We start from the raw sequence: 16888 nt of genomic DNA, 5'->3' as shown, positions 1-16888 counted from the left end.
CTCGTGACAATCGCCGACCCAACGGCGACCATATGTTCATGACCAGCGAACTCGGCCCCACCAAGCGCACTCAAATCAATCGCGGCAAGCCCCACGCGCAGAGCGACCGAGCGATCTTGGCGCAGGTGTTGGGCGAGGGCTTGATTGCCCACGTCGGTTATCAGGCCGTCTCCCACCCAGTCGTCTTGCCTATGGCCTATGCCTTTGATCTCGCCGGCCCGGACGCGGACGGCACGCTGTATCTGCACGGTTCAGTGGCGGCCATGATGTTGCGCGATCCGAATGAGCGCCAACTGTGCGCGACCATCACCCTGCTTGATGGGCTGGTCGCCGCTCGCTCAGGGTTTGAGCACTCAATGAACTACCGGACCGCGGTGATCATCGGTGCCGCTCGCCTAGTCACTAGGCGAGAGCGAGCGCCTGCTCGCTCTTGACCTGATCGTCGATCAGATGATCCCCGGGCGCGCAACGACGTTGCGGCCAGCCACCCGCAAAGAGCTCAGCGCCACCGCCGTCATCGCACTTCCGCTGCACGAAGCCTCCGTCAAAACGAGTGCCGGCGGGCCCAGCGAAGACGAGCCCGCAGACATCGCAGCAGGGACCTGGGGAGGGCACATTCCGTTGCGGCTTCGGGCGGATGCAGTTGTTACCGACGCAACCAATGACGCAGAGGTGCCCACGCACGTTGTCGAGCGTGTGGCGCATTTGTCCTGATCAGAGGCCTGCCACAGCAGAATCACAGCGGATTGAAACACAGTTACCGTTCCGTTACCTAATCGTGACAATTGCGTGACCTTGTGCTTACAGTAGTGCCATCTTCCCCACCGGAAGATGCCAATTCAGGAGCCCAATCCTGTCCCCTGAAACCCCTGGCCACTACGCAAGCAACGACAGGAGCGGGGGACCGAATTCCGGAGTGCATGTCACTTCTTGGGGTTAAGTCCAGCGCAGAGGATTGAGCTGGACCGGGTGTGCCTTTCACCCGAATCCGACACCTAACCTCGCAGGCTGAAGAAAAGGACACCTCATGACCGTTATGACCAAGCCCGGCCGTCACCGCGCACCTCGTGGCGCTCGCAGCCCTCAGCTTGTCCGCGCCGGTGCAACAGCCGCAGCAGTGGCAGGCATCGCAGCAGCCGGAGTCGCACCCGCCTCAGCCAACGCTGGCGCCGGTGGTGGCGGCGACGCTACTGGCTCCTACAGCAACTCCTCCTACGACAACTCCGGGTATGACTCGGGCCGCCAGGGCGCTCCCGACCGCGGCGAGTACCGCAACGACGGCGGCAGCAACAACAACGCCACCGCAACGGCTACCACGAGCACCGCAGACTCCGGCTACGCAGCCACCGCGGCTAGCGCAACCACGAGCACGGCGACCGACGCGTCTTCCTCCTCGATCATTGGCGTTGCTGCCCAGTACACCGGCATCCCCTACGTCTGGGGCGGCGAGACCACCGCTGGATTCGACTGCTCGGGCTACACCCAGCACGTCTACACTCAGGCTGGCATCAGCATCCCGCGTACGGCCGCTGCCCAGCAGGCTGCCGCAACTCCCGTTTCAGAGCCGGCCGTCGGCGACCTCGTCTTTGGGGCTCCCCGCCTGGCACGTTGGCATCTACGCCGGTGACGGCATGATGTACGACTCGGCAACCCCGGGCACGACGACCGCCAAGCGCGCCGTATTCTCCGGTGTCACCGGATACGGTTCGATCGGCTGATCGCAGGCATCACGCAAAGTGGCTCCACCCAGACGGGTGGAGCCACTTTGTCATCTCCTGCGATTGCGTCCCCACATGAGACGAACCGCGCTGGGATCAGCTGGGCAGCAACCGGGCCAAAATCAGCTCGCGCGCCTTGGCAGCGTCAGCTTGGCCCTTCATTTCCTTCATGACCTGACCAATCAGCGCGCCAGCGGCCTGCACCTTGCCGCCACGGACCTTGTCAGCCATATCAGTGTTGGCGGCAATCACCTTGTCGACGGCGGCCTCGAGGGCTCCGTCGTCTTGGACTAGCTCAAGGCCGCGCGCATCTGCCACCGCCGTCGGGCCACCTTCGCCGTTCAGGACGCCCTCCATGACTTGGCGAGCCATGGCATCGTTAAGGCGGCCATCCCGGACCAACCCATCGAGCTCAGCGATATCTGCCGGAGTCACGCCCATGTCGGTGATCGCAACGTCGGCCTTGTTCGCGCGCCGGGCGATTTCGCCACCCCACCACTTGCGGGCTGCACCAGCCGAAGCGCCAGCGGCGATGGTCTCCTCGATCACTTCGATCGCGCCAGCGTTAATCACGTCGCGCATCTCCAGGTCTGAGTAGCCCCAGTCGGCCTGCAGCCGCTTGCGACGCTCAGCAGGAGGCTCGGGCAAGGTTGCCCGCAGTTCTTCGACCCACGCCGCATCAGGAGCCACCGGGACCAAGTCAGGCTCGGGGAAGTAGCGGTAGTCATCGGCATCAGACTTAGGGCGGCCCGCAGTGGTCACGCCGGTGTCTTCGTGCCAGTGACGAGTTTCCTGAGTAATTGACCCGCCAGCATCCAACACCGCCGCGTGACGCGTCATCTCATACCGCACGGCACGCTCAACCGAACGCAGTGAGTTCACGTTCTTGGTCTCGGTGCGGGTGCCCAGCGGCACGGCCAATTGCTCCGCGCTGGTGGCGTCCTCCCCAGCCTTGGGCCGCAGCGACACGTTAGCGTCGCAACGCATCGAGCCCTGCTCCATCCGGACATCTGAGACGCCAAGTGCCTTCAACAGGTCACGCAGCACGCTGACGTAAGCGCGGGCAATCTCCGGTGCTCGCTCCCCGCACCAGTCAGTGGCTTGGTGACAATCTCGATCAGCGGGATGCCTGCTCGGTTGTAGTCAACGAGTGAGTAGTCGGCACCTTGGATACGTCCGGTAGATCCACCGACGTGCAGTGACTTGCCGGTGTCTTCTTCCATGTGCGCGCGTTCAATCTCCACGCGAAAGGTCGTGCCGTCATCCAGGTCGACATCCAGATAGCCCTCAAAGGCGATGGGCTCGTCATACTGGCTCGTCTGGAAGTTCTTGGGCATGTCCGGATAGAAGTAGTTCTTCCGAGCAAACCGGCACCACGAGGCGATCTCGCAGTTCAGTGCGAGGCCAATGCGGATCGCAGACTCGACGCCCATCGCGTTGACGACCGGCAATGCGCCGGGCAGGCCGAGGCAGATCGGGCAGACCTGGGTGTTGGGGTCGGCACCAAACTCGGCGGCACACCCACAAAACATTTTCGTTTTGGTGTTGAGCTCGACGTGGACCTCAAGACCCATCACCGGGTCAAACTTGGCCAACGTCTCATCGATGGACAGCACCGAATCAGCGGTATGCGTCTGTGCGCTCATGCGCCGGCCTCCTGCTTGTCAAAGGGCTGGGCGAGGGAAAGGTGGGCGGCCTGATCCAGCATGGGCCCACCCCATTGCTCGGTCAGCGCCGCTTCCAGGGCTGCGCCCACGGCATACAGGCGCTGGTCTTGGGTGGCTGGAGCCAGGAACTGCAGGCCGACCGGAAGGTTGTCCTCTGCGACACCAACGGGGATCGACATGCCAGGCACACCAGCCAGGTTGGCCGGAATCGTGGCGAGGTCACCGAGGTACATCGCCAGTGGGTCATCCAGCTTTTCGCCCAGTTTGAATGCTGTCGTTGGCGTCGTGGGGCTGATCAGCACATCAACCTGCTCAAACGCTGCCTCAAAGTCGCGGGCGATCAGGGTGCGGACCTTTGCGCCTGGCCGTAGTAGGCGTCGTAGTAACCACTGGACAGCGCGTAGGTGCCCAAGATGATCCGACGTTTGACCTCGTCACCGAAGCCTGCGGCACGGCTCGCGGCCATAACCTGCTCAGCGCTGGGGCTGTCGACGCCATCGGGCCCGACCCGCAGGCCATAGCGCATCGCGTCATAACGAGCCAGGTTTGAGGAGGCCTCGCTCGGCAGAACCAAGTAATAGGCAGCCATCGCTGAGGTGAAGTGCGGGCAGGAAACCTCCACGATCTCGGCACCCAACTCGACGAGCTTGGCCCGGGCCTCTTCGAAGCGAGCCAGAACTCCAGGCTGGAAGCCCTCACCCGAGATTTCCTTGACGACACCAATCTTCATGCCGGTGAGATCCCGGGTGCTTGACGCTTCGACAACAGCGGGCACCGGGCCGTCAATGGATGTGGAGTCCATCTCGTCATGCCCGCCGAGCACCTCGTGCAGCAATGCCGTGTCTCAGACCGAGCGGGCACAAGGGCCGATCTGGTCAAGCGAAGACGCCAGCGCGATCACGCCATACCGCGACACGCCACCGTAGGTTGGCTTGGTGCCAACGGTGCCGGTGACGGCGGCAGGCTGACGGATCGAGCCGCCCGTGTCGGAGCCGATGGCTAGCGGAGCCAGGTAGGCACCGACTGCCGCGGAACTGCCGCCACCAGAGCCACCGGGAATCCGGTCAAGGTCCCACGGGTTGCGGGTTGGGCCAAAGGCTGAGTGCTCAGTAGATGAGCCCATCGCAAACTCGTCCATGTTGGTCTTGCCCAGGATGGGCATTTTGGCCGACTTAAGTTTGGTGACGATCGTCGCGTCGTAGGGCGGCATCCACCCTTCGAGCATCTTTGAGCCAGCCGTTGTCGGCATGCCGATAGTGCAGGCGATGTCCTTCACGGCTACGGGCACACCGGCCAATCGCGGCAGGTCCTGTCCACCGGCGCGGGCTTCGTCAACTTCGCGCGCTGTCGCCAGTGCCCCCTCGTCATCGACGTAGAGGTAGGCATTCAGGGCTGGGTTGAGGTCAGCGATGCGGTCCAGGTGGGCCTGCGTTAACTCCACTGAAGTGAAGTCACCCGCGGCCAGTCCGTCTGCCATCTGGGCAGCGCTGAGGAGGCAAAGTTCGGTCTTGGTCATTGACGTCTCAGTCCTCATCCAGGATGCGGGGAACAGCAAAACGGTCTTCTTCGGAGGCGGGCGCACCAGAGAGCGCTTCCTCAGCGCTCAGGCACTCACGCACCTCATCGGGGCGGGTCACGTTGGTCAGCGGGAGCGGGTGCGACATCGGTGGGACGTCGGCAGCCGCTACCTCGCTGATCTGACCAACCCACTCAACGATTTGGTCGAGTTGGCCAGCCATCGTGTCCAACTCGTCATCGTTGAGATGAATGCGGGCGAGCGTGGCTACGTGCGCGACATCGTCGCGGGACAGTCCAGACATGCGCCCTAGTGTATGCGCCGTCTCAGGCGTTCAGTTTGTCCAGGACAACCTTGGGGTTGGGGTTGGTGACGGGGATGCCGTCCATGACGACGGTAGGCACAACCTCGTTGCCGTCATTGACGCTGCGAACGAATGCCGCTGCTTCCTTGTCTTCCCAAATGTTGATCCACTTGGCCTGGTCTGCTTGCTTACCCAAGGTTGAGCGCAGACGTGAGCAAAACCCGCAGCCGGGACGCCAGTAGACAACGACGGACTGATCAGACATTTGTTGAGCCTCTCGGTGAGTTGTACTGCTGATTCCGCCCAGCCGAGGTGCGATCCACCAGGCCAGGCCCACACCTGCAACGCCGATGGCCACCGCAATAATCCAATCACCGTTGACGGCTGTGGCGAAGGCGGAATACCCAAAGCAAACCAGGACGAATAGCCACGTGTACTTGGCGACGAACTTACTCATGCCAGCTGCCCACCTTTAACCTTGAGGACATCTGCGGTCACTTGTAACTGACCGCGGTGCTGGGCTAATTCCTCCAAGACGTGGATCAGCGCTCCACCCTGGGTGCACCCTTCAGGAATGTTGTCGGTGTCTGGGCGTTCTTGACCTACGCAGGGCCCAGCGACCTTGTGACCAGCCCAGAAATCAATGACACCGAGGCAGTGATTCACGATGACATAGGGCGTGTTGGTCTGATTGAGCTGCAAACGTTCATTGGCGATGGTGTCGCCAAGATCGACCACAGTGCGCAACATCCCGTCCAAGGCCTTGTCGACAAAATGAAGGTAGTCTTCAGCGGAGATCACGTGGTGCCCTCCAGTTGCGGGCCATCATTGATGAGTTGCTTAAAGCCAGCTTCGTCCAAGATCGTCAGACCCAACTCTTCAGCTTTGGCTGCCTTGCTGCCCGCGTTGGCTCCGATCACCACGTAATCGGTCTTCTTGGACACCGACGATGCTGCTTTTCCGCCGCGGGAGATAATTGCTTCCTTGGATTCGTCACGGCTGAAGTCATCGAGAGATCCGGTGACCACGATGGTCAGGCCCTCCAGCGTGCGCGGCACCGACTCGTCACGCTCATCGGCCATCCGAACGCCGTCTTGCGCCCAGGCGGACACGATTGCCTGGTGCCACTCCAGAGTGAACCAGGAGGTGACTGACTCTGCAATCACCTGTCCCACTCCGTCAGTGGCCGCAAGCGCCTCAAGGTCGGCCGATCGGATCGCCTCAATAGAGCCAAACTCGGTCGCTAAGGCGCGCGCCGCAGTCGGTCCAACGTGCCGGATGGAGAGCGCAACAATGACCCGCCATAACGGCTGGCTCTTCGCCTCTTGCAGGTTAGCGACCAATTTTTTGCCGTTCGCGGACAACACACGCCCGTCAACAACGGCGTCTGCTGAATCGGACTTCTTTGCCGCCCGGGTATAGATCGGCACCTGAGCGATTTCGGGTAGCCCCAGGCCGAAGAGGCCAGACTCATCCGTCAAGACACCGGCATCAAGAAGCGCGGTCACGCCCTCCCAGCCGAGCGCCTCAATATCGAAGGCCCCACGGCCAGCCAAGGCAAAGAGCCGCTCGCGCAACTGTGCCGGGCAGGTTTGAGCGTTGGGGCACCGGATGTCCTTGTCACCCTCCTTCTCTGGCCGCAACTCCGTTTGGCAGTAAGGACAGTGGGTAGGCATCACGAACTCGGTCTCTGTGCCATCGCGCAGTTCGGCGACTGGGCCCACGATTTCCGGGATCACATCGCCAGCCTTGCGCAGCACAACGGTGTCGCCAATCAGCACTCCCTTGCGGGTCACTTCAAACCCGTTGTGCAGGGTTGCTGTAGCAACCGTCGAGCCAGCGACTACTACTGGCTCCATGACCCCGTACGGCGTCACTCGTCCGGTTCGCCCGACGCCAACCTCAATGTCCAACAACGTGGTGTTGACCTCTTCAGGTGGGTACTTGTAGGCGATGGCCCAACGCGGGGCGCGCGAGGTGGAGCCCAAGGTCCGCTGAACGGACACTTCGTCGACCTTAATGACGGCCCCATCCAACTCGTGATCAAGGCTGTGGCGGTGCGCGCCGAAGTAGTCGATAAACTCCTGAACCTCGCGCAGGCTGTCGACAACTTGGTGTGCTGCGAGGTCGGCAGCCCCCATGCCTGCAGAACCTCATACGCTTGCGATTGACGGGTCAGGTCAAATCCGGTGCGCGCACCGATGCCATGCACGAGCATCCGCAGTTTGCGTGTTGCAGTGACGCGCGGATCCTTTTGCCGCAGCGAGCCAGCGGCCGTGTTGCGGGGGTTGGCGAAGGGCGGCTTGCCCGCCTCGACGAGCGAGGCGTTCAACTCTTCGAAGGCGGCCACCGGGAAGTAGATTTCACCGCGAATTTCTACCTGTGCGGGGACGCGCACTTCACTCTCGCTGAGTCGGTGTGGGATCCCCTCAATCGTGCGCACGTTGTGGGTGACGTCTTCACCGGTGCGGCCATCACCTCGGGTCACTGCTCGGACCAGGCGGCCCTCTTCATACAAGAGGTTAATCGCCAGGCCATCGATCTTTGGCTCGCAGAGGTAGTGGACTTCGGCGCCGCCGGCTTCGCGGGCCACTCGCTCTGCCCACTCCCGCATTTCGTCGGCGTCGAAGGCGTTGTCCAGGCTGAGCATCCGCTCCAGGTGATCGACCGCGGTGAACTCCGTAGAAAAGGTGCCACCGACCTTTTGAGTAGGGCTATCGGGGCTGCGCAGACCAGGGTGGGTCTCCTCCAATGCCTGCAACCGAGCAAATAGCTCATCGAATTGAGCATCGCTGACTGATGACGCATTGCGGACGTAGTAGGCAAACTGGTGTGTCTGGACCTGCTCCGCTAGATCCGCCCACTCATGCCGAGCTTGCTGCGGGATGGCTCCCTGAGCTAATTCGGGCGCGCCTGCCTCAACGTCGCCCTGCTTTGCCTTGATTGCTCCCTCATCTGCGCTCACGCTCGCATTCTTGCCTATGACTCTGACACTGCCCATTGGCGACCTCTAGAAGCAATCGTGTTAACGCTGACTCGTTTCCAACAAAGCGGTAGCAACCTCGATTGAGCGCCGGGTGGCTTCTCTGGCTTGCGCTTCGCTGACGCCAGCGAGCCCGCAGGCTGGCGTCACAGTCACCCGCTGCAGGTCCTTGGTGGTTAGCCCAATTTCTCGCCAACGGCTGGCCAAGGCATCGTGAGCCTGGGAGTAGTGCGAAGGAAGATGTGAGGGCTGAAACACGCCAGCATAAAAGTTTGTCCCCGCTTCGAAGGCTTCGGCTACAGCATCCCACCCAGCCAAACCCAAGCTAGCGGTATCAAGCGCTAGCGCCGAGGCGCCTGAGTCACGCAGCACACCGATGGGCGACTCGCTCGCACAACTATGAATGACCGTGCTGACGGCACCCTCGCGCTCTGCTTGCTTCACCAGGCCAGCCAAGACATGGGCCGCGGCTGCCGCATCGGGCGCGGGGATAACGCTGTAGCCCGATTCGGTACGCACTCTGCCGCGCACCACTGCGGCCAGGCTGGGCTCATCAATTTGGAGCACCAGGCTTGCTCCTGGAATGAGGCGCTTGACTCGCCTGAGGTGTTCCGCGACACCCTCAGCCAACGACTCGCCCAAGTCCCGAGACGCTCCAATGTCACTTAAGACCTTGTCGCCTAGCGGCAACCAGACATTCGCCGCCAGGGTCCACGGCCCAACGACCTGCAACTTCAGTTCACCGCGGTATCCGTCGTAGGCCTCGGCCAACTCATCAAGGTCCTGCCGCCAGAAAGAGGAGGCCCGCTCGGCGTCCCTTCCCGGGTGATCCACCATTCGCCACCCCTGCGGCTGAACGTCGACCGGCAAATCCACCAGTATGTTGCTCGTCCGGCCAATCATGTCGGCCCCCGGCCCTCTGGAGGGCAACTCCGGAAGGTATGGCAGTGCGCTCAGCCCGTCATGTGCGGCATCGAGGAACAGGTCTCGGACCATCCGGATCGTGTTGCGCGAATCTACTCCGGGCCAAGAACCAATCCCACTGACAGCAACCATGGTCCTAGTGTGCAGGTTGCCGCATCGATGCCCAATTGAGACCCCGGCCCCTACTCGTCTGGGCATCGGTATCGCTAACGTTGAGGAGTCTGTGTTGACCGTGCATTGAAAAGGTGTTGCATGAAGCGCTTTGGAGTCTTGGCCATTTGCCTATCGTGGGGACTGGCGGGGTGCGTGGGAGGAGCCCCCGCAGCCGAGCAGCCCACGGATGTTCCCGCTGCTGCGCAGCCATCGAGCGATGAGCCCACCTCCGAGGCGCCTACCTCGGAGGAACCCACCGAGGAGCCAACGGAGGAACCGTCGAGCGAGGAGCCAACTTCTGCCGAGCCTGCGGGGGCACCAGCGATCGCGGTCACATCATGGTGAGCGCAGGGGACACTTTCGAAATCACCGGCGAGAGCGGCTCTGTCGTTGCCGAAGTCACCCTGACCGCCATCGAAACAGATCGGTCGTGCAACAGCGACTTTGATGACCCGCCCGAGAACGAACAGTTTCTCTTTTTGGACTTCGACGTGAAAACACTGACCTCGCTCGCGGACGAAGAGTTCTTCAACGACTACAGCATCAACCCCTACGACCTCATCGTGCTGGACAACGACGGCGTGCGGGCTAAAGACTCCATTGGCAGCAGCTACTTCTGCCTAGACATTAACGACTACTTGCCGACGGCTCTTGGCCCTGGAGAGAGCTCCTCAGGGACCGTTGTGCTGGACGTCCCGTACGAGTCGGGAATTGTTGTCTACGAGCCCTTCTTCGGCAACTCTAGTGAGAGCTTTGAGTTTGAGTTCTAGCACTTGATGCAAAAAGGGGCCATGTGGGCCCGGCAGTAGATGAGGATTGAGTTGTACTGGCCAAAGTTCTCGGTTGGGAGCAGGTAGGACTGCTCGCCACGTGCTCGGGGCATGATGCCAATCCGCACGCGCTGGGGTGGACTCTCTGCTCGGTCTCGGCTGCCGATGTCGGCGATGTTCTGACTGGTCACATAGACCTCTAGGTCAGGGCCATCGCCAGTCTGGAAATCGCTCTCCAAATTGAGCACGAGACCTTCACCGTCAACGGCAATGTTCCAGCCGCCACGGACTGGGTAAGTCTTAATGACCCAACTGTTGCCTGATTGTTCGTGTGCCTACAGATCCATGGGAGTTTCTTGCAGATGCGGTGAGTGCGAAGTTTCTACCCGCACAATAGAAGACATGAGCGAGCGAGGTCCTACTCCACCTATCCCACCCCAGTTGCGCCCCTTCGTCGAAGAGGCGACGGGCATGCTGATTCAGATCCCGCGCCGAGAAGCAAAACGGGCCATCGCCCTCGACTGGATCACGGCTCACCTGCCAGCGGGTGCCACGCTTAACGAAAAGCGAATGAATGAGGCACTGGCGGCCGTTCACGACGACACTGCCGCCGTGCGGCGCTACCTCGTCGACTCAGGTCGTATCACCCGACCGGAGCCAGGTGTTTATTCGATACCGAACGGCTGAAACGTCGAGCGCCCAAGCCTGAGGGCAAGGTTTAGGTGAGCACCAAGACAACCCTGCCGCTGCCGCCATTGGTGGCTGGGGCACCTCCACTGCCTGCGTCAGCAAAGTCCGGATTTCCTAAGGTGCCAATGCTGGTTGCGCCACCGCCACCACCACCGGTGCGGTTCAACATATTCGCAGGCGAGGCTGACGCGTTCCCGCCAGCTCCGCCATCTTGGCCAGACCCAGCCGCGCCCAGTGGGCCTTCGCTGTCATTTTCAGATTGCGGAACCCCGCTGCAAGATTCGACCACGGCGTCTCGGCCCAGATGCGTCCTGGATCCGTTGCCCTTCAAACCCTTGGCCCCAACATCTCCGGCACGCCCGCCGAAGCCACCTTTCAACTGGCCAACCCTGGCTTAGTTCCCTTGCCAGGATTGCCACTAAAGATTCCCCCGCCACCGCCACCACCGGCCAATTCGTACGCGACCTCACACCCCGCGGGGATTTCAACATTCTGACCCTGAGTTGGAGAAAGGAACTCGAAACGGTTCCTTGGCTGCTTGGTCGGTGCCCGGGTCGCTTATGTGCACATTTCCCCTGATTGCAGCGGCTCAGACCACTACAACGATGCCACGATCACACCAGCTCAGCGACTTGTACGAAACGGTCTTCGCCCTTGCGGGCAGGGGCGTTTCCTTTTGATCCGATCGGTCGACGAAATAGTGGCCGACCCGATGACCCTGGTGTCGTCGTACAGCACGACCGACTGCCCGGGTGCGACACCACGGATCGACTCGCTCAGGTGGACGTGTAGGTCCTCGCCCTGCGCCCAAGCCTTCGCACGGTATTGCTCTCCATGTGCACGCACTTGGGCCAGCACATCGACCTCACCCTCGGGCGCAGGGCCGCACCAGCGAGCGTGGTCACCAACGATGACATTTACACCAAGCAACTCGGCGGTGCCAATGGTGACCGTGTTGGTTTTAGTGTCGGTGCCCACGACATATCGCTTTGAGCCATCATCGGCAGGGACCTTGAGCCCTAATCCACGCCGCTGACCGACGGTGTAGCCGTAGGCACCCTGGTGCTCGCCCCAGACCTTGCCTTCGGTGTCGACGATGTCACCGGCCTGCTCGCCAAGCCTCTTGGCTAGCCATGCCCGGGTGTCGCCATCGGGGATAAAGCAAATGTCGTGGCTGTCGGGCTTTTGGCGACTGAAAATCCCCGCCCGGCAGCCTCTTTGCGGATCTCTGGCTTCGTGGTGTCACCAAGCGGGAAGAAACTTTTCGCCAGTTGATCCGAGTCAAGCACACCCAGCACATACGACTGATCCTTCGCGTCGTCGACGGCGCGGTGCAATTCGCGGCGCACGCCACCATCAGCCTGCCCATCCGGGACCTCGACGATCTGCGCGTAGTGGCCGGTGGCGACGGCGTCGAATCCCAGAGCAAGAGCCTTGTCCAAGAGCGCAGCAAACTTAATCTTCTCGTTGCAGCGCAAGCACGGGTTCGGTGTGCGGCCAGCCTCATATTCGGCGATGAAGTCTTCCATCACGTCCTGCTTAAAGCGCTCGGCCATATCCCAGACATAAAGGGAATGCCCAATTTGTCGGCGACGCGCCGGGCGTCGCCTGCGTCCTCGATGGTGCAGCATCCGCGAGCGCTTTCGCGCAGGGTGGCCGCCGACTGGGAGAGGGCCAGGTGGACGCCGACGACCTCGTGACCCATCTCGAGCATGCGGGACGCAGCAACAGCTGAGTCCACTCCACCACTCATTGCTGCCACGACTCGCATTGACCTACTCCTCAATCTCAAAACTAGTTGCGCCCGGTCGACACCTGATGGGCGCGACGGGCTCGTTCGGTGGCCGCAGGCAAGCAGCCAACAGTGCCTCAACGTCAGACATGGTCGAGGTATGCCCCAGGGTCAGCCGCAGAGCTCCGCGAGCATCCGCTTCGGGCACGCCCATGGCCAACAACACGTGGCTGGGTTGTGGCACCCCGGCCTGGCATGCCGAGCCGGTTGAGCACTCGACTCCTGCAGCGTCCAGCAGATACAAAAGCGAATCGCCCTCACAGCCGGGCACTCTCAGGTGAGCGTTGCCAGCAAGGCGGCGGGTAAAGTCCCCGGGATGCCAATAACCACTGACTTCTATCGTGCTGTCCTGGCGTTGGGCGCCGACGATCAAAGCGTCGCGTAACTGCGCCAGTTCTTGAGCGTGAGCCTCTTGTCGTTGGGTGACATGCCGCACGGCCGCCGCCAGACCAGCGATCCCGGGGACGTCAAGGGTGCCTGAGCGAATCTGTCGCTCCTGGCCGCCACCATGTGGAGGGGAACCGGTGATTGATCTCGTGCGGCAATCAGCAGGCCAATCCCCAGCGGGCCGCCGATCTTGTGCCCTGTCATCGTGACCAAGTCAGGGCGCACCTGTGTGAGGCCCAAGTCCACCTGCCCAAGGGCCTGAACAGCATCGGTATGAAAGGGGATGCCAGCCTCACGAGCGATCGACGCCAATTCAGCGACTGGCTGGATGGTGCCGACTTCGTTATTGGCCCACATCACCGAGATCAGCGCGACCTCGGCTGCTCGGCCCTCCAGGGCTGCCTGCAGTTCCGAGGGCTGAATCACTCCCTCTGGGTCCGGCTCCAGCCACGTGATGTCGGCTTGTCCAGAAGTCACGAGGTATTCGACTGCATCAAGGACTGCGTGGTGCTCGATGCTGCTGACCAGCAGGCGGCGACGACGCGGGTCAGACTGCAGGGCCTTCCACAGCGTGCCTTTGATAGCAGCGTTGTCGGACTCTGTCCCGCCACTGGTGAAGATAACTTCGGAGGGTCGGATGCCGAGGTCATCAGCGATGGACTCGCGAGACTCTTCGACGACACGGCGAGCCGAGCGCCCAGCCGTGTGCAGCGAACTGGCGTTGCCCACGCGCATCATCTGCGCAGACATGACCTCAATCACCTCAGGCAGGACCGGAGATGTTGCGGCGTGATCTAGATAGGAGCGGGACACGTGTCCATCATCCCATCCGTGGGCAACTGCCAGTTGCGTTGCTTAACTCTCGTTGATCTTGGCGGTCGCCGCAGGCAGCACGGTGAACAGGTCACCGACAACGCCGAAGTCAACCATTTCAAAGATCGGCGCTTCTTCGTCCTTGTTGATCGCGACGATCGCCTTGGACGTCTGCATGCCAGCGCGGTGCTGGATGGCACCGGAAATGCCAGCAGCAACATACAACTGCGGTGAAACCGAAACACCGGTTTGTCCAACCTGGCTTGAGTGCGGATACCACCCAGCGTCAACAGCAGCACGCGAAGCGCCCACCGCTGCGCCGAGGGCATCGGCAAAGCCTTCGACTGGGCCAAAGTCTCCACCTGTGCCACGTCCGCCCGAAACCACGATGGCGGCTTCGGTCAACGACGGTCGACCGCTAGCTGCCTTGGGTTCCGTGCTCACGATGCTGGAAGCCTTCGCCGCGTCGGAAATGCTGACCTCGACCGTTTCTTCGGTCGGAGTGGCCGCAGACTCTTGCGGGGCGATGGAGTTGGGCTTGACCGTGATGATGGGCGCGCCCTTCACGATCTTGGCGGTCACTGTGTAGTTGCCAGCAAACACGGACTGCTTGCTTGAATGCCGCCGTCAACGGCGTCGACATCAATCGCGTCGGTGATGACACCAGCCGAGATCTTGATCGCCAACCGACCAGCGATTTCCTTGCCGGTGGTCGTGGAAGGCAGCAACACGGCAGCGGGGCTCACCTTTTCGCACAGACTGGCCAGCACTTCAGCCGTCGGTGCGACGAGGTAATCCGTGACGTCGCTGGAGTCGACGACATAAATCTTGGTGGCGCCATAAGCGGCGAGCGTCTCACGGGCGGCGTCCAAGCCAGCCCCGACAAACACCGCAGCAGGCTCACCAAGGCGGGCTGCGGCGGTCAACATTTCACTGGTCGTCTTACGGACGGCTCCATCAACGTGGTCGACCAAAACGAGAACTTCAGACATCAACATGCTCCTTTGCGCGAGATGGTCGATCAGATGAATTTGCCGGCGGCCAAGTAGTCGGCCAACTCGGCGCCGCCGTTGCCCTCGTCAGTGACGATGGTGCCCTGGCTGCGCGGGGGACGCTGCTCGACATTGACGACGGTGCTCCAGGCGGCATCCAAACCAACCTGGCTGGCCTCGACCTCGATGTCAGCCAAGGACCAGGTGTCGACCGGCTTCTTCTTCGCGGCCATGATGCCCTTGAAAGACGGGTAGCGCGGCTCGTTGATCTGGTCAGTCACGCTGACCACGGCTGGCAGGGAAGCCTTGATCGTCTCGGCAGCAGCGTCGCCGTCGCGGCGGATCGTGACGCTGCCATCGGCCACGGTCACCTCCGACGCGAAGGTCACCTGCGGCAGGCCCAGGCGCTCGGCGAGCATGGCCGGAACCACGCTCATACCGCCATCTGTGGAGCCCAGGCCGGTCAGGACCAGGTCTACGTCGCCAATCTTGCGGATGGCCGATGAAAGAATCAGCGAAGTAGCCACTGAGTCAGACCCAGCAATAGCGTCGTCAAGGATGTGAACACCCTTATGAGCGCCCATCTGCAGGGACTTCTTGATGGCCGTTGCGGCGTCGTCTGGGCCCATGGTCAGGACCGTGACTTCACCGTCGTTAGCGTCGGCGATGACCAGCGCTTCTTCGACGGCGTATTCATCCAACTCAGACAGCAAGCCATCAACAGAGGCTCGGTCAGTCGTGTTGTCTGCGGTAAAACTGCGATCAGCCTGGGCATCAGGCACGTACTTGACACAAACGACGATGTTCACGTCTGTCTCTCCTCAACAGTTGGGGGCTCACCGCAACGACGCGGGAGCATCTCATGATGCCATCTTGACACCTCACGTCACGTCAGGCGTTACTTAGCGCCCTTCAAACTCAGCTTTCCCGGGTCCATCCTGCACAAACGAGGTCATCCCGATCTCGCGGTCGCGGGTCGCGAAGACGCCAGCAAACTGCATGGCCTCAATCGCCAAACCAGCATCGAGGTTCGTCTCAATGCCCCGATCGATAGCTTCCTTGGCTGCCCGCAGAGCGTAGGCCGGACCATGGACATAGCGAGCCATCCGCTTCTGCGCCGCGGCATACACCTCGCCTGTCTCGACGACCTCGTCGACCAGGCCAATCTCCAGGGCTTCTTGCGCGTCGATCATCCGACCGCTGAAAATCAGGTCTTTGGCTTTGACGTGCCCACCAGTCGGGGCAGTCGCTGAGAGCCACCAGCACCCGGAATGACACCGAGCAAAACTTCGGGCTGGCCCCAGCGAGCTTCCTTCGAAGTCACCCGGAAGTCGCAGCAGAGCGCGAGCTCACAGCCAGCGCCGAGCGCATACCCGCTCACGGCCGCGATGGTCGGCTTAGGGATCTTGGCCACCGCTGCGAAGCACTCTTGGATGATTGGCGCGCGGTCCACCATGTCGGTGTACGTCATCCGCGCCATTTCCTTGATGTCCGCGCCAGCGGCAAGGCTGTTTCCCCGCCGTAGAGCACCACGGCAGCGACCTCGTCATCCGCCGACACTTGACGTGCGGCGGCTCCGATCTGGTCTTGCACAGCAATGCTGAGTGGGTTCATCTTGGGACGGTCGATGCGGATCGTTGCGACGCCCGCCTCCACCTCAACGTGGACGTACTGTTCGCTCATTCGCCATCCTCCTTGGGCTCCTCGGCCGTCACCGCAGTGGGACGGTGCGCAGCATCCGAAAGCCAAGGGGCGGGAGCGTCTTCGCCCTCGGCGACCTCGCGGGTCTTGGCAATGACGTTCTTGTGCCACAACTGCACGGCTTGCAGCACAAGGCCGGTGGCAATCTGCAGCTTCGCCTTGGGGTTTTCGCGCTTAGCAATGATCTGCTCGACCGAAACGACTAGGTTGCCTCCGGCAATGCCGGCCTTCACCAGATTCATCCCGAGAGAGACGTCGTTGCAGGCATTGAGACGAACAGTGATGTCCTCCGGCACCTCAGAGCTGATCGCCCACTGACCAAAGGTGCGCATAATGTCGACCTGGCCACCGGTCATCGAGCGAACGAAGAACTTCTGCTGCTGCGCGGTGAACGCAACATCACCAGCTTTGTCGATATTGGGCTGGTACTCAAGGTCCTGAAGAGCGTCCAGGACCCGACCGCGCAAGGGTGCTCCTC

At 61.7% G+C, this 16888-nt stretch carries 17 protein-coding genes, 7 pseudogenes and 1 riboswitch; of the genes and pseudogenes, 6 read left to right on the top strand and 18 right to left on the bottom strand.

Annotation, left to right across the window (positions count from 1 at the left end):
- Positions 1–38: 38 nt before the first annotated feature.
- The 3 genes from L0A91_RS00810 (at position 39) to L0A91_RS00800 (ending at position 1627) form a co-directional block, all read left to right on the top strand.
- Complete coding sequence (locus L0A91_RS00810) at positions 39–434, top strand: pyridoxamine 5'-phosphate oxidase family protein (RefSeq protein ID WP_235245447.1); 396 nt, start codon at positions 39–41, stop codon at positions 432–434.
- 16 nt (positions 435–450) lie between these two features.
- Complete coding sequence (locus L0A91_RS00805; protein WP_235245446.1) at positions 451–714, top strand: hypothetical protein; 264 nt, start codon at positions 451–453, stop codon at positions 712–714.
- A 120-nt stretch (positions 715–834) separates the two neighbouring features.
- A riboswitch (cyclic di-AMP (ydaO/yuaA leader) is annotated at positions 835–1024 on the top strand.
- 3 nt (positions 1025–1027) lie between these two features.
- Positions 1028–1627, top strand: coding sequence for a C40 family peptidase (locus L0A91_RS00800; protein ID WP_235245445.1), 600 nt, complete (start codon positions 1028–1030; stop codon positions 1625–1627).
- A 187-nt stretch (positions 1628–1814) separates the two neighbouring features.
- On the opposite strand, the pseudogene gatB reads toward L0A91_RS00800, so the two are convergent.
- The 7 genes and pseudogenes from gatB to L0A91_RS00765 form a co-directional block, all read right to left on the bottom strand.
- Positions 1815–3364: pseudogene (gatB, locus tag L0A91_RS00795) on the bottom strand (Asp-tRNA(Asn)/Glu-tRNA(Gln) amidotransferase subunit GatB).
- Positions 3361–4901: pseudogene (gene gatA / locus L0A91_RS00790) on the bottom strand (Asp-tRNA(Asn)/Glu-tRNA(Gln) amidotransferase subunit GatA). Before gatA ends, gatB begins: the two co-directional pseudogenes overlap by 4 nt.
- A 7-nt stretch (positions 4902–4908) precedes the next feature.
- Positions 4909–5205 carry an Asp-tRNA(Asn)/Glu-tRNA(Gln) amidotransferase subunit GatC gene (gene gatC, locus L0A91_RS00785; protein ID WP_220121087.1) on the bottom strand — a complete coding sequence of 99 codons (297 nt, stop codon included), beginning with the start codon at positions 5203–5205 and terminating at the stop codon, positions 4909–4911.
- A gap of 22 nt (positions 5206–5227) precedes the next feature.
- On the bottom strand, positions 5228–5662 hold the full coding sequence (locus L0A91_RS00780; protein ID WP_235245444.1) for a glutaredoxin domain-containing protein: 435 nt from the start codon (positions 5660–5662) through the stop codon (positions 5228–5230).
- Positions 5659–6006, bottom strand: coding sequence for a hypothetical protein (locus L0A91_RS00775; protein ID WP_235245442.1), 348 nt, complete (start codon positions 6004–6006; stop codon positions 5659–5661). The genes L0A91_RS00780 and L0A91_RS00775 overlap by 4 nt, the downstream gene beginning before the upstream one ends.
- Positions 6003–8206: pseudogene (gene ligA, locus L0A91_RS00770) on the bottom strand (NAD-dependent DNA ligase LigA). The gene L0A91_RS00775 and the pseudogene ligA overlap by 4 nt, the downstream one beginning before the upstream one ends.
- A gap of 24 nt (positions 8207–8230) precedes the next feature.
- The gene (locus L0A91_RS00765; RefSeq protein WP_235245441.1) at positions 8231–9244 is read right to left on the bottom strand and encodes a methionine synthase; all 1014 of its coding nucleotides are present in this window, start codon (positions 9242–9244) and stop codon (positions 8231–8233) included.
- A gap of 120 nt (positions 9245–9364) precedes the next feature.
- On the opposite strand from L0A91_RS00765, the gene L0A91_RS00760 reads away from it, so the two are divergent.
- Both L0A91_RS00760 and L0A91_RS00755 read left to right on the top strand, forming a co-directional pair.
- The gene (locus L0A91_RS00760) at positions 9365–9610 is read left to right on the top strand and encodes a hypothetical protein (RefSeq protein WP_235245440.1); all 246 of its coding nucleotides are present in this window, start codon (positions 9365–9367) and stop codon (positions 9608–9610) included.
- Entirely contained in the window at positions 9604–10035 is a 432-nt protein-coding gene (locus L0A91_RS00755; RefSeq protein ID WP_235245439.1) for a hypothetical protein, read from the top strand. The genes L0A91_RS00760 and L0A91_RS00755 overlap by 7 nt, the downstream gene beginning before the upstream one ends.
- Here the strand turns inward: L0A91_RS00755 and L0A91_RS00750 are convergent.
- The gene (locus tag L0A91_RS00750; RefSeq protein ID WP_235245438.1) at positions 10032–10283 is read right to left on the bottom strand and encodes a DM13 domain-containing protein; all 252 of its coding nucleotides are present in this window, start codon (positions 10281–10283) and stop codon (positions 10032–10034) included. The two genes, L0A91_RS00755 and L0A91_RS00750, sit on opposite strands and share 4 nt — an antisense overlap.
- Positions 10284–10437: 154 nt before the next feature.
- On the opposite strand from L0A91_RS00750, the gene L0A91_RS00745 reads away from it, so the two are divergent.
- Complete coding sequence (locus tag L0A91_RS00745) at positions 10438–10722, top strand: DUF2087 domain-containing protein (protein ID WP_220121092.1); 285 nt, start codon at positions 10438–10440, stop codon at positions 10720–10722.
- Between the two features lie 31 nt (positions 10723–10753).
- On the opposite strand, the gene L0A91_RS00740 is transcribed toward L0A91_RS00745, so the two are convergent.
- From L0A91_RS00740 to L0A91_RS00710, 10 genes and pseudogenes are all read right to left on the bottom strand, one after another.
- A complete protein-coding gene (locus tag L0A91_RS00740) occupies positions 10754–11104 on the bottom strand; it encodes a hypothetical protein (RefSeq protein ID WP_235245437.1) in 351 nt (116 codons plus the stop codon).
- 245 nt (positions 11105–11349) lie between these two features.
- Positions 11350–11703: an aminomethyltransferase beta-barrel domain-containing protein gene (locus L0A91_RS17925; RefSeq protein ID WP_311197907.1), complete on the bottom strand. Its 354-nt coding sequence runs from the start codon at positions 11701–11703 to the stop codon at positions 11350–11352.
- 21 nt (positions 11704–11724) lie between these two features.
- Positions 11725–11823 (bottom strand): annotated as a pseudogene (locus tag L0A91_RS17920) (tRNA methyl transferase PRC-barrel domain-containing protein); the annotation flags it as partial.
- Positions 11824–11852: 29 nt separating this feature from the next.
- Positions 11853–12478, bottom strand: a pseudogene (locus tag L0A91_RS17915) (hypothetical protein).
- Positions 12479–12500: 22 nt separating this feature from the next.
- A complete protein-coding gene (locus tag L0A91_RS17910; protein WP_311198181.1) occupies positions 12501–12965 on the bottom strand; it encodes an aminotransferase class V-fold PLP-dependent enzyme in 465 nt (154 codons plus the stop codon).
- Positions 12887–13717 carry an aminotransferase class V-fold PLP-dependent enzyme gene (locus tag L0A91_RS00730; protein WP_311197906.1) on the bottom strand — a complete coding sequence of 277 codons (831 nt, stop codon included), beginning with the start codon at positions 13715–13717 and terminating at the stop codon, positions 12887–12889. Before L0A91_RS00730 ends, L0A91_RS17910 begins: the two co-directional genes overlap by 79 nt.
- 42 nt (positions 13718–13759) lie before the next feature.
- Positions 13760–14709, bottom strand: a pseudogene (locus tag L0A91_RS00725) (electron transfer flavoprotein subunit alpha/FixB family protein).
- A gap of 29 nt (positions 14710–14738) precedes the next feature.
- A complete protein-coding gene (locus tag L0A91_RS00720; protein WP_235245436.1) occupies positions 14739–15518 on the bottom strand; it encodes an electron transfer flavoprotein subunit beta/FixA family protein in 780 nt (259 codons plus the stop codon).
- Between the two features lie 93 nt (positions 15519–15611).
- Positions 15612–16392, bottom strand: a pseudogene (locus L0A91_RS00715) (enoyl-CoA hydratase/isomerase family protein).
- Complete coding sequence (locus tag L0A91_RS00710) at positions 16389–16877, bottom strand: hypothetical protein (RefSeq protein WP_235245435.1); 489 nt, start codon at positions 16875–16877, stop codon at positions 16389–16391. Before L0A91_RS00710 ends, L0A91_RS00715 begins: the two are co-directional and overlap by 4 nt.
- Between the last annotated feature and the right edge of the window lie 11 nt (positions 16878–16888).

It is taken from the genome of Ornithinimicrobium sp. INDO-MA30-4 (assembly GCF_021535045.1).
Lineage (GTDB): Bacteria > Actinomycetota > Actinomycetes > Actinomycetales > Dermatophilaceae > Ornithinicoccus.
This window is presented reverse-complemented; position numbering and strand designations above follow the sequence as displayed.